Below are 12,418 nucleotides of genomic sequence, written 5' to 3' on the forward strand. Positions count from 1 at the left end.
GCCACTGAAAACCTTCGATGGCGTCGATCCTAGTGGCTGTCCTCAGGACAAGTCTTGCGCGCGTGTCCGCAAAGAAATTTGTTTCGCGTAAGCCTTCGGCGATTGCCCGGTGTGTTGGCGGAAGCAACTGTAAAACGCCGACAGCGAATTGAACCCGGCGGCGAACGCCAGTTCATCAATGCGCACGGGTGGCGCGGCGTGTTCCAGTGAACGCAGCAAATGCTGCAAGCGTGCCTGATTGACGTAGCGATAGAAGCTTTGCCCGAGCACTTGGTTGAGCAGGTAGGAAATCTGATTGCGACTGTACCCACACTCCTTCGCCACCCGTTGCAGGTCGAGTTCGGGGTCCAGATAGGGCTGCTGTTTTTCGAAGTACTGCTGCAAGTCGTCGGCCATGAAGCTCAATTGCCGCGGCGACAACCCGAGGCGACTCACCGCCGGGCGCTGGCTTGATGAGGTCGCGCCAGCGGTTTGCGTGCGCACCAGCGAGGCGTATTCGTTGACGCGCCAGATCAGCCCGTCCTTGACCGTGATCGCTTCGCTGGAGCGAAACGACACCAGGCCGTCGCCACCGCGCAGAGTCACTTCGTATTGAATGAACGCGGTGCTGCCGTCGACGCGAATGCGGTCGCAATGCTCAAGCAGTTCGTCGGATTCACGCGGCATGCTGACGCGCACGTACTCGCGCAACTCGTCGAGGCCGAGCACCCGATTCTGAAAGAAATCGTTGTATTGAATGTCCGGGTGATACAGCGCCATCACGGCGTCCAGATCGCGGTGTTTCCAGCTCAGGTGATAGCGCATGACCGTGGCGGCCGTTGCCTGGGTCTGTTCCGGGCCGTCGTCGTCGTCGTGCATAAAAGGCTCGGCGAAAAAGAATCGAGCTTGCCCAAGTTCGGCACAGGCTTCAATGACTAATCCGTAGTGGCACTTTGGCGATGATTGCGTAGGCCGTGACTTACATCAAAAAATGCGAAGCAATCGCAAAATGAACTGAAAAATCTCACAGGAAATTCACACGCGGATGCTACTTTTAATGTCAGTCACCGGTTGAGCCAATGAAGGCTCTTCCCACCTAACATGAGCAAAAGGAATCGCTCGATGAAGAAGGCGGGCAACACATGAACAAAGGGTCAAGCAAAGTCACGTTCCCCAACGCCTGCCAGCTGATGCGCTGGCATTTTCATCCCATGGGTTTCGAGGCGACGATGGATGCACCGGGCAGCATGATTGCCCGACTGTTTGATCGCGCCAGTGGCGAAACCATGATCGCCATCGCCGGCATCCCGTGTGCCACGGTGATGAATGCGGCGGATGTCGAGCGAATTATCGAGGCGGTGGAGGATGAGCTGGAGGCTTTCGTACCTCCAGAATTGCTCAGGAGTTATGCATAACATCATGATTTAAAACGAAAAGCCCGCAGCGATGCGGGCTTTTTTGTACTTAGGCGATTTTCTTCGCTGGCCGGTGATCGGCAAAAAATGCCTTGCCCGCAGCGACACGATCAGATGCCCTAGGCATGCTCACTGCCTGATTTTCCTGCGGCTCGACGTACCAGTAGCAATGGCTGACCGCCCGGGTAATGCCGACGTACGCCAGGCGCAGGATTTCGTCCTTTTGTGCGCTGTCGTACGGCTCGCTGTCGCCACTTTTGCCCAAGCCGGCCATGCGATAGACCTGATTCTTGTACGGCGAGCTGGTCAGGTGCTGGCAATCGCCGAGCAGGAACACCGCATCGGCCTGCAGGCCCTTGGCACTGTGATACGTCAGTTGCTTAAGTCGGCGGGCCTCATAAGGCAAGCTCGAATCCACATTAACTACTGACTGAATATGCTGTTCAATCAATAACGTATCGCTGCTTTTTCGATACAGCATCAAGATTGAATCACCCTGACGATAGTGCTCGGCAAGGCGCTCGCCCAAGGCCTGATCGTCGCGTTCCAGTACCTTGACGGGCTGCAAAGGCTTCGGCTCGCCACTGGCCTTGGCTTTTTTGCCAGCAATTGCCGGTGCGGCGCGAACGATATGCTCAGCGGCGTCAATGATGTGCTGATGGCTGCGGTAGTTGTCGCTGAGCATCACCCGCGTGGTGCTTGGCGAAGGGAATTCCTTGTTGAATTCCATGAAGTAACTGGGCGAACTGCCACGCCAGCCGTAAATCGACTGCCAGTCATCTCCCACGCAAAGCAATGACGAGCGCTGAGCGCCCCGGCCGACATGCATGGCCGGCCCGCGACTGCGGATTTCAGTGAGGCTGGCGCGAATCCACGAGACGATCTGCGGCGAAACGTCCTGAAATTCATCGATCATCAGATGCGACATCGACCGCAGCAACTCATCGCTGATCAGCTTGAGGTTCTCTGGCGAATGTTCGCTGAACAGCGCGAACATTCGGTTGTAGGTCATCACGGGGGGCTTCTGGTCCAGCAAATGATCTTCAAACGCACGCCAGAACAGGCTCAGCGCTTCAAAGAAGAACCGATCCGGATCGTCCTTGGCAAAGCTCATTCGCCCGACGGCGTCCGGAACGTCCAGCCCCAGGTTCTCGATAAAGCCTGCCGCAGCGACAAAACAGTCGAGTAACGGCGCAGACGCCAACTCGCCTTTGACCTTGTAATCGAAGCCAGGCCCTGCAGTCGCGTCACCTGCCAACGTCGCCAATACGCGCCTGGAAGATTCGTAGGAATCCAACCATATCAATGGATTACGACAGAAAGCTTGAAACAGGGTGCGTTTTACAGCCCACTCCGCGCGCACTGAAAGTTTGGCGTTGGGGCGACAGATTTGCGGGCTTTCCTGCGAATCAAAACCGAGCACCACCCAGGCATCCAGGCTTGGGATGTAGCCATGGCTGTGGAATGTCGAGCCATTGATGTCGAAAGTCTGACGCTTGGGCTCGATGCCCTTGATCGGCCAGGCACCGGCGCGCAACCACAGGTCTTCAATGGCGTCGCACAATTCCTCATCACGCTTGGCCGCCAGTTCGGTCACGGCCATGCGCTTCTGCACGTCGGGATGCTCGCGCTCAAGCTCCTTGAGTTGCAAGCCGGCGCGCGACAACGGCTGAATCAACTGGCGGAAACGCTCGTCCTCGTTGAACAAGCGGTGATAACAGGCGTTGAGTTGCTGACGTTGGGCGTCGTTGATGCGCAGGTCAAACGGATTGCTGTCGACGTCTTCATCACTGCCCTGCACGCGGTGGCTGAGGTTTTCAAACGCCTGCAAACGTTCGAATCCCGGCAGGCTGCGCACCATCGGCAGGATGCGCGAATGGAACGTGCGCACCAGTTCCCGCGCCTGCTTGAGGCCCAATGGCTGCCCCCAGAGCGTGAATAGTTCGATCAGTTTATTGATGAAATCCTTGCGCGATTCGCGGGTGAACGTCACCACGGTGAGCGAATCGAGTTCAAACCCCAGATAGTGGTTCAGTAACAGAATGCGCAAGACCAGCGTGGTCGACTTGCCGGCGCCGGCGCCAGCAACCACTGACGTCGATGGCGTGTCGCTGAAAATCATCTTCCATTGCGCGGCGCTAGGCTGCGCGTGCTCGGGTAGCAAACGGGCGACGTCAGCCTTGATGCGCTTTTTGAGTTCAGCGGTCAGCGGCAGCCGCCAGTCGTCGAACAAATGATTATCGACACTCGGTGGACGATGTTCGGTGCTGCGGCTGTCGCGGATCAGCAGGACTTGCCGCCCTTCTTCCAGGCCTTCGAGCTTGCCTTCATTAAAACCGTACTCGACGCCTGCGGTGTGACCACTGCGAAAACCATCAGCCTGGCCATGCAACCACGACGCGCGATGCTGCGCGCGCAGGCGCGTCAGGCCATGGCCAAAGAACCGCGCGGCCAAGCGTTTGAACCACGGCATTTCAGCCAGTGGACGAAGTTCGGGAGGAAGATCGGGAATGTGTTGCACCACGCTGAGGGGCTCCAGGGTGTGAGGCTGTCGAGGGCTATGGTGTCTGTATTTGCCGCGCAGTTCTAGCGAAATGCTTTCATGTCATTGGTTTAGGCGATGAATTGAAGGTGAGTTGAAGCAATTTGCAACCTTCATTCAATCGATTAATTCGATCCTGATGCCGCACTTTTTACGCTTTTTATCGATGCTTTCCTGATAGATGATCAGCGCCATAAACCACCGGTTTCAGGAGACGATCATGCTTGAACTCAGACCTTTCAGCTCGCTGGGCGGTGCCCATCATGGCTGGCTGGATGCCCACCATCACTTTTCGTTCGCCGAGTATTACGATCCGCACCGTATGAGCTGGGGCAACCTGCGGGTGTGGAACGACGACATCATTGCCGCCGGCACGGGCTTCCCGCAGCACCCGCACCGCGACATGGAAATCATCACCTATGTGCGTGAAGGCGCAATTACTCACCAGGACAACCTCGGCAACAAGGGTCGCACCGAAGCTGGCGACGTCCAGGTGATGAGCGCTGGCACCGGTATCGCGCACAGCGAATACAACCTGGAAGCCAAAGACACCAAGATCTTTCAGATCTGGATCCTGCCGACTGAAACCGGCGCACCGCCGTCGTGGGGTGCCAAGCCATTCCCCAAAGGTCAGCGTGAAGGCTTTGTGACGCTGGCGAGTGGCAAGGACGGTGATGACCAGAGTTTGCGCATTCGTGCCGATGCACGCTTGGTCGCAGCGAACATCAAGGCTGGGGAAACGGCCGAATACCGACTCGATGAAGGACGTCGGGCCTATCTGGTGCCGGCAACCGGAGTGATTGAGGTCAATGGTTTGCGTGCACAAGCTCGAGACGGCGTGGCGGTTGCCGATGAGCAGGTGTTGACGGTCATGGCGATTGAAGACAGTGAGATCGTGCTGGTCGATCTGGCTTGAGTGGCAGACAAAAAAAGGGGTGACCATTTGGTCACCCCTTCTTTGCATCTGACATACGGCCCTGTAGCTGAGTGTCTTTGTGGTGAGGGGATTTATCCCCTCACCACAGATGCATCACCTACAAAGTGTGCAGGCCCAGGTTACTTAGTGGAAATCGCCCCATCCACCAAGGTCTGTGCTTCAACCACCAGTTGCTTGAGGTGGTCGTCACTGATGAAGCTTTCGGCGTAGATCTTGTAGATGTCCTCGGTGCCCGACGGACGCGCGGCGAACCAGCCGTTTTCGGTCATCACTTTCAGACCGCCAATGGCTTGATCGTTGCCCGGCGCGTGGCTGAGGATGCTCTGGATCTTCTCGCCTGCCAGTTCGGTCGAGGTCACCTGTGCCGGCGACAGCTTACTCAGCAACGCCTTCTGCTCCGGGTTGGCCTTGGCGTCTACACGTACCGAGAACGGCTCGCCCAGTTCATCGGTCAGCGCGCGATACGCCTGGCTCGGGTCGCGGCCCGTGCGAGCGGTCATTTCGGCAGCCAGCAAGGCCGGGATCAGACCGTCCTTGTCGGTGCTCCACACACCACCGTCCTTACGCAGGAACGATGCACCAGCGCTTTCCTCGCCACCGAAACCCAACGAGCCGTCGAACAAGCCATCAGCGAACCATTTGAATCCGACCGGCACTTCGTACAGGCGACGGCCCAGGCGCTTGGCGACACGATCGATCAGACCGCTACTGACCACGGTTTTACCCACGGCGGCATCGGCGCGCCATTGCGGACGGTTCTGGAACAAGTAATCGATGGAAACTGCCAGATAGTTGTTTGGCGCCAACAAGCCACCCGATGGCGTCACGATGCCATGGCGGTCGTGGTCCGGGTCACAGGCGAATGCTACGTCGAAACGCTCTTTCAGGCCGATCAGGCCTTGCATGGCGTGGCTGGACGATGGGTCCATGCGAATCTGGCCGTCCCAGTCGACGGTCATGAAGCGGAAAGTCGCATCGACCTCCTTGTTCACCACTTGCAGATCCAGGCGGTAGTGCTCGGCAATGGCCGACCAGTAGCGCACCCCTGCTCCGCCCAACGGATCAACGCCCAGACGCAATTTGGCGTCACGGATGGCATCGAAGTCGATCACGTTGATCAGGTCGGCAACGTAGCTGTTCAGGTAGTCGTGACGATGAGTCGTGCTGGCCTTGAGTGCCTGCTGGTAACTGATGCGCTTCACGCCCGCCAGTTTATTGGCCAGCAGTTCGTTGGCCTTGGCTTCGATCCACTTGGTGATGTGGGTGTCGGCCGGGCCGCCGTTGGTTGGGTTGTATTTGTAGCCGCCGCTTTGTGGCGGGTTGTGCGACGGCGTGATGACGATGCCGTCGGCGAGGCCCGAGGTGCGGCCGCGGTTGTAGCAGAGAATGGCGTGGGAGATCGCTGGCGTCGGGGTGTATTCGTCACCCTCGGCAATCATAACGGTCACGCCGTTGGCTGCCAGCACTTCCAGAGCGCTCGCGCCGGCCGGAGTCGACAAGGCGTGGGTATCGATGCCAACGAACAGCGGGCCGGTGATGCCCTGGGCCTCGCGGTACAGGCAGATGGCCTGGCTGATCGCCAGAACGTGCCACTCATTGAAACTCAGGTCGAAGGAACTGCCCCGGTGTCCGGACGTACCGAACGCTACACGCTGGGTGGAAACCGATGCATCAGGTTGGCCGGTGTAATAGGCCGTTACCAGTCGCGGGATGTCGACCAACAATTCTGCCGGTGCCGGTTTGCCCGCAAAAGGACTGAGTGTCATGCAAAACCTCTGAGATAGAGTGGTTCAGGAAATACAGCGCAGTTTACTGGCAGTTTGACCGCAGTGCGATGGGATGTATCCGGCGCATCCCGGAAGTTTTTTAACATCAGCCTCCGGGCGCGAGACGCAGGGCATCCCCGACCAGCCCGACCACAGTCGCCAGATCGTGTTCGCTGTGACAGATCGGGCTCAGTCGCAAGTGATGAGCGTAGTGACCATTGAGACTGAACAGCTCGCCAGGTGCGATGACTACCTGCTGCTTGAGCAAACCATGGAACACTTCGCTCATGTCCACAGGTCTCACCGAATGCATCCAGACCGTGGCCCCACCCTGCGGATCGATGATCTGCACGGCCTCCCCCAAACGTTCGCGCAGCAGTTGAATCAGTTGCGTTCGGCGCTCTTTGAGCAACCGCCGCAATACCTGCAGATGCTGATCGACGCGCCCACTAGCCAACAGCCGCGCGATCGCTTTCTGGCGAGCGGCAGACAAACGGAAGGATCGCAGCAGAAAATACCGTTGCAACTCACTGCGCCATTGCCGAGACAAGACAAAACCGTAAGGCGCCTCGGCACCGATGATCCTGTCGAAGGCGGAAAAAATCAGCAACCGATCAGGGTCGACCCATTCGCGCAAGCGCTGCACATGCGGAACGTCCGCCAGCTCACTGCAACTGTCATTCTCCAATACCCACGTGCCATGGTTTGCGAGCAGTTGCGCAATGACTTGCCGGTTGGCTTGCGGGCTGATACTGCCGTGGGGCATGTTCAGGACCGACGACAGCACAACCAGGCCAACACGTTCACTGGCGAGCAAGGATGCCAGACGTTGCGGGTCAAGACCGCCATCGGTCTGCAAGGGCAACTCGATGACCTGTACCTCGAACGCTTGAAACAGCCGCAGGATCATCCAGTCACACGGCGATTCGATCAGTACGGTTGCGCCTCGCAACTGGAGAACGGAGATCAGTATCTCCAACACACCGCGCAGATCCGCCCCGATATACACATCATCTGCCTGCCAGCCATTCACAGCGCAGGTGGTGTAGCGCGCGGCAAGGACCGTGCGCAACTCAAGCTCGCCGCAGGGTTGCATCTGTAGCAGTGGCTGACGCGGATATTGACGCAACAACTCCCGCTCCAGCATCAACAAGGGACTGTCCAGTGGTTGCAGCGAAGCCGGATCATCGGCGCTCAATACGCACATGCCCGCACGCCTGGCATTGACGTATACCGCTTCAAGCAGATCATCAGCACTGCCCGTCGAAATCAACGACGGCGCGGTTTGCGCGTAATAGCCCGATTTGGCCACTGAAAAGACGCGCCCTTCCTTTTCCAGCAATGAATAAGCGTACTGGATGGTGGATATCGATACATTCAACCGATCCGCCAGATGCCGCAAAGAAGGCAAGCGCACCGTGCGATCACTGTCAGACTCATCAATCAGCAGATTCAAATAACGGTAAACCGCCTGATACGCGAAACCGTTCTGCCGCAGGGCCTTCATGACCCAAAAACCTGAGTTATGGCTGCCATTGTCGGTTGACGACTCACGCTTAACCTTCCGCCGTCCGGTCGACGGCTGAAAGGCTCGATCCAGTGTCCAGCCCTGTGCCCTGCGCAGCGTTGCCGCATGCCTGCGCCATGCACACAGGCCCCATGGCATACAAGCGGGCAATCAGTTTGACCGGCAAGCCGCTGACATCAACCATCCACTTCATCACTTGCTCGGAGGCATGCAAACCTTGCATCGCACGATGCAGGTCCGGCAGGGCCACCAACATGCCGGGATGGCAATGACGCAAGAATCGTTCAAGCCCCGACCCTTTGTTTATAAAGGGTGCAAACATCAGGCACGCCACCTGGACTTCACTCAGTTCAAACGTTTCCTGCAGTTGCTTTGAAGCCCTCGCACGCAGTTGATCAAGGTCTGACAAATTTCCGAACGCGGCAATCAACTGCTCGCACACCGGCTCCGGCACTTGCTTGCGGCGCATGCCGAGCAACGTGTCCTGAAGAAATTCGGAAACGCCCGCCTCGTACGTTCGCGCCTCGACGAGGCTGGCCTGTAATCCCTGTAAATGAGCAGCCAGCAACGGATCAGCGAATTCGTTATCGCCCTGATACAACGACAGATCGTCGGCCTGCACGCCGAGGAATTCACTGAGCAATGGCCAGCGCTCCTCCAGCTTGCCGACAATCATGTCGTTGATATCGATGTAGCTGGTGCGACGGCAGGCTTCAAATTGCCCTTCCGGGCGCCATGGGGTTGTTTCGTCATCGGTATAGAAGTGCCGGTAGTAATCGCCTCCCAATTGATCAAGCAGTGGAAACAGCATCTCAAAACCACCGCGGTTCTCCGCAAGCCCGCCTATTCCGGCCTTCTGGGCGGCACGATTGAGGCCTTCGAGAAACAGTGACTGCCGGCGCGGTGTTTCACTGCCGATCATCGCATCCACGCCGTTATTCCAGCGGGCAATCTGCCCATAAAACTCGGCCGTTGCCAGGTAGGCGTCATCCCAAAATTCCAGCGGCTCATTCCAGGTGCGGCAATGCCCCACCATCAATAAGTTGCGGCGGTGCGCATCACGACCGCTCTCGCCGATGGGCGCCTGGTAATCAAAGGGCATCACCTCTCGATGATCAACCATTAACAGCTCGACCCGTGGGTCGTCATGCAGAAACAGGGCGCTGAAGCTGCGATGCATGTTTTGCAGGGCTGACTGACCGCTGCCGCTCCAGCGCAAAGTGGCCACACGCAGCTGGAAGGTCGCGGGGGCTCTCCCGGCGATGCTCAGTTGTGCGGCGCGCAGCAACGCCAGCGTGTAACAACTGTCGCGTGACCCGGACTGAACCACCAATACCTTGAAATTACCGATGTGCTCCATACCACCCGCTGCCACAGACAGTCGCTGGATCAGCAACTGCAGGGCCGTACGCTCCGCACGCGAGAAGAAACTCAGCAAACGCTGCAATACTTGCTGGTAGACGTAATTCATTGCCTGGTCATGGATCGTGCTCATCGGTATGCACCCGGTATCAATAGTTTCATGTCGCACGGACAGAAAAGGCGGCCGCGTGACAATTCATCAATAAGTAATAGACGCTCAGATGCTAACACTTACGCAACCGTAGTTATTGGAAACACTTGAGCTGTTAAAGGTTTGCGCTGTTTTAAACAGTGAATTCAACCCATTGTTATTGCTAGTGTTTTTTTTCTTATAAAATGCCCTAGGAAACTTCCCACAACGTCCCACGACAATTGAGCACAAGAAAAAAAGACGCAGCTTCGGAATCGCCCTACAACTATTAAACAGAAATTGACGTGGCGGAAATAAGTAGACGCTTGATAGCGCGCAGGACAAATAGAATGCACAGACATGGCTCATTCCTTGAGATGAAAGTAATCATTCAATTATCAGGGCTTATATGATGATTAGAAGATACAGATCGAGAGCAAAAAGCAGTTCAGTTGCTGAACTGCCCCGCGCGGCTGTGGCGCAGGCTGTCTCGGGGGTGGGGCGGGATAAACACAAAGAGTCCGTGGGGCCACGGACTCTGATCTGAGGTATTACGCCGGTTCGACTTGCAAAGCGACCCGTTCACGGCATGGGCATTCGTCCATGTAGCGGTGCGCCTCGACGAACTCGTTGAACGGGAACACTCGAGTCTTGAGTGGCAGAAGCACACGATCGGCAGTCAGCTGATTAATGTCACGCAAGGCACGTTGCAATGCGACGTGATCCTGAGTGATGCCCAGTTCCGGCTTGCCGGTGAAGTTGCCGATGCAGTGGACAAAGAACTGAATGTTCTTCTGGAACGCTGCACAAGCCGGAAACGGCGTCTGGTTACCTCCTTGCAGACCGTACAACACCAGGCTGCCGCGCGGTGCAAGCACGTCACCCAGCAACGACATCTGCGGGCCACCAAGGCCATCGAACACCACATCAACGCCGCGGTTGTCGGTGATCTTGTTGATCCGCATCAGCAGATCTTCTTCCTCGGTGACGATGACTTTCTCGGCGCCAAGAGACAGCAGGTACTCACGCTCTTCCGCCGTTTTGGTGGCGGCAATCACGCGGACACCCAATGCTTTGCCCAGCTGTACAAAGGACGGTCCGGCACAATGGCTGGCGTCAGTGACCAAGGCGAATTGCCCCGGTTTGACCCGCGCCAGATCGGCGTAAGCAAAATAGGCAATCAGCAGCGGCGTGTAATGCACGCTGGCTTCGATCGGGCTGAGGACGTCTGGATAACGGGTCAGCGCGGTACGGGGCAGCACGATCTGCTCGCCGTAGACCGGATAATCATTCGCGCTCTCGGCCGGAAAGCTGGCAACCTTGTCGCCTACCGACAGATCATCGACACCGTCACCGACGGCGGTGACCACACCGGCCATCTCGTGACCGAGGCCTGCAGGCAAACGTGCCTGAGACGAGGCCAGGTTCTGACGCCAGAGCGTGTCATACCAGCTGATGCCGATCGCTTCGACACGCACCTGCACTTCGCCAGGACCTGGCTGAGCGGCCGCATGCTCTTCGCATTTGAGCACCTCGGCGGGACCAAACTTGTGAAAACGGATCGTGCGGGACATCGCAAACCTCGTCAAAGTAACCTCTAATGCCATGAACTCTATCTGGGCTTTTGACCCAAGACTATCAGTGGCTATTAATAGTCGACATGCCTGTTATTGATTCCGCAGCAGGGGCGGCATTGGCAAAATCCATGAAAAACTGCTGCCACCGTCTCAGTAAAGCTGAATTTTCCGGTGCAGAGTACCAGCCTTTCCCCGTAAGATTCATGCCGGCCATTGTTCTCATATGGCCGCTCTCGTCAAGCTTGATGACTCTGCCAGGACTCCAGATGAATCGTAATGACCTGCGTCGTGTCGACCTGAACCTGTTGATCGTATTCGAAACATTGATGCACGAACGCAGCGTGACCCGGGCGGCGGAAAAGCTGTTTCTCGGTCAACCAGCGATCAGTGCGGCGCTCTCGCGCCTGCGTAGCCTGTTCGATGACCCGCTATTTGTCCGCACCGGGCGCAGCATGGAACCGTCCGCCCGGGCGGTAGAAATCTTCGCCCTGCTCTCGCCTGCCCTCGATTCGATTTCCACGGCTGTCAGCCGCGCGTCCGAGTTCGACCCGGCGACCAGCACCTCGGTGTTCCGCATCGGTTTGTCCGATGACGTCGAGTTCGCGCTTCTGCCGATGTTGCTCAAACGCCTGCGCGCCGAGTCGCCGGGAATCGTGCTGGTGGTGCGCCGCGTCAACTACATCTTGATGCCGGGCCTGCTGGCCTCAGGCGAAATCTCCATCGGCGTCAGCTACACCACCGACCTGCCGGCCAACGCCAAGCGCAAAGTCTTGCGCCGCAGCCAGCCGAAACTGCTGCGCGCCGACACCGTGCCGGGGCCGTTGAGCCTGGATGACTACTGCGCGCGGCCGCATGCGCTGGTGTCGTTTGCGGGCGACCTCAGCGGGTTTATTGATGAGGAACTGGAGAAGCTCGGCCGCAAACGGCACGTGGTGCTGGCCGTGCCGCAGTTCAACGGTTTGAGTACGCTGCTTGCCGGCACTGACATTGTTGCCACCGTGCCCGATTACACGGCGGAAGCGTTGACGGCGGCTGGCGGGGTTCGGGCGGAAGATCCGCCGTTGCCGACGCGCACGTTCGAGCTGCACATGGCGTGGCGTGGGTCGCAGGATAATGATCCGGGGGAGCGTTGGTTGAGGTCGCGGATTCAGATGTTCTTCGGCGACCCGGACAGTCTCTGAG

Annotated in this window: 9 protein-coding genes; 3 read left to right on the forward strand and 6 right to left on the reverse strand. The window is 57.7% G+C overall.

Going from position 1 to position 12,418, the window contains the following annotated elements:
• Window positions 1-42: 42 nt before the first annotated feature.
• On the reverse strand, window positions 43-858 hold the full coding sequence (locus tag ACZZ0B_RS11920; RefSeq protein ID WP_463545283.1) for a helix-turn-helix domain-containing protein: 816 nt from the start codon (window positions 856-858) through the stop codon (window positions 43-45).
• Window positions 859-1,121: 263 nt separating this feature from the next.
• On the opposite strand from ACZZ0B_RS11920, the gene ACZZ0B_RS11925 reads away from it, so the two are divergent.
• Entirely contained in the window at window positions 1,122-1,394 is a 273-nt protein-coding gene (locus tag ACZZ0B_RS11925) for a DUF1652 domain-containing protein (RefSeq protein ID WP_008086496.1), read from the forward strand.
• A 49-nt stretch (window positions 1,395-1,443) separates the two neighbouring features.
• On the opposite strand, the gene ACZZ0B_RS11930 is transcribed toward ACZZ0B_RS11925, so the two are convergent.
• Window positions 1,444-3,918 (reverse strand): UvrD-helicase domain-containing protein, encoded by a 2,475-nt coding sequence (locus ACZZ0B_RS11930; RefSeq protein WP_463545284.1) that lies wholly within the window; start codon window positions 3,916-3,918, stop codon window positions 1,444-1,446.
• A 238-nt stretch (window positions 3,919-4,156) separates the two neighbouring features.
• Here ACZZ0B_RS11930 and ACZZ0B_RS11935 point away from each other — a divergent pair, with 238 nt between their 5' ends.
• Window positions 4,157-4,852 carry a pirin family protein gene (locus ACZZ0B_RS11935; RefSeq protein ID WP_463545285.1) on the forward strand — a complete coding sequence of 232 codons (696 nt, stop codon included), beginning with the start codon at window positions 4,157-4,159 and terminating at the stop codon, window positions 4,850-4,852.
• 140 nt (window positions 4,853-4,992) lie between these two features.
• Here ACZZ0B_RS11935 and pgm read toward each other — a convergent pair whose 3' ends face one another.
• From pgm to ACZZ0B_RS11955, 4 genes are all read right to left on the reverse strand, one after another.
• Window positions 4,993-6,639, reverse strand: coding sequence for a phosphoglucomutase (alpha-D-glucose-1,6-bisphosphate-dependent) (pgm, locus tag ACZZ0B_RS11940; protein ID WP_463545286.1), 1,647 nt, complete (start codon window positions 6,637-6,639; stop codon window positions 4,993-4,995).
• Between the two features lie 106 nt (window positions 6,640-6,745).
• Entirely contained in the window at window positions 6,746-8,146 is a 1,401-nt protein-coding gene (locus ACZZ0B_RS11945; RefSeq protein ID WP_463545287.1) for an aminotransferase-like domain-containing protein, read from the reverse strand.
• Between the two features lie 49 nt (window positions 8,147-8,195).
• Window positions 8,196-9,662, reverse strand: a complete 1,467-nt coding sequence (locus ACZZ0B_RS11950) for a hypothetical protein (protein WP_463545288.1) — start codon at window positions 9,660-9,662, stop codon at window positions 8,196-8,198.
• A gap of 548 nt (window positions 9,663-10,210) precedes the next feature.
• Complete coding sequence (locus ACZZ0B_RS11955; protein ID WP_008086484.1) at window positions 10,211-11,233, reverse strand: zinc-dependent alcohol dehydrogenase family protein; 1,023 nt, start codon at window positions 11,231-11,233, stop codon at window positions 10,211-10,213.
• 269 nt (window positions 11,234-11,502) lie between these two features.
• Between ACZZ0B_RS11955 and ACZZ0B_RS11960 the strand changes: the two genes are divergently transcribed.
• Entirely contained in the window at window positions 11,503-12,417 is a 915-nt protein-coding gene (locus ACZZ0B_RS11960; protein WP_008086482.1) for a LysR family transcriptional regulator, read from the forward strand.
• Window position 12,418: the final 1 nt, after the last annotated feature.

Source organism: Pseudomonas sp. AC247 (genome assembly GCF_979258015.1).

Bases quoted from the DNA above. Each gene is read 5' to 3' on its own strand.
- ACZZ0B_RS11920 (WP_463545283.1), bottom strand. From the start codon at position 858: ATGCACGACGACGACGACGGCCCGGAACAGACCCAGGCAACGGCCGCC.
- ACZZ0B_RS11925 (WP_008086496.1), top strand. From the start codon at position 1,122: ATGAACAAAGGGTCAAGCAAAGTCACGTTCCCCAACGCCTGCCAGCTG.
- ACZZ0B_RS11935 (WP_463545285.1), top strand. From the start codon at position 4,157: ATGCTTGAACTCAGACCTTTCAGCTCGCTGGGCGGTGCCCATCATGGC.
- pgm (WP_463545286.1), bottom strand. From the start codon at position 6,639: ATGACACTCAGTCCTTTTGCGGGCAAACCGGCACCGGCAGAATTGTTG.
- ACZZ0B_RS11945 (WP_463545287.1), bottom strand. From the start codon at position 8,146: ATGAAGGCCCTGCGGCAGAACGGTTTCGCGTATCAGGCGGTTTACCGT.
- ACZZ0B_RS11950 (WP_463545288.1), bottom strand. From the start codon at position 9,662: ATGAGCACGATCCATGACCAGGCAATGAATTACGTCTACCAGCAAGTA.
- ACZZ0B_RS11955 (WP_008086484.1), bottom strand. From the start codon at position 11,233: ATGTCCCGCACGATCCGTTTTCACAAGTTTGGTCCCGCCGAGGTGCTC.
- ACZZ0B_RS11960 (WP_008086482.1), top strand. From the start codon at position 11,503: ATGAATCGTAATGACCTGCGTCGTGTCGACCTGAACCTGTTGATCGTA.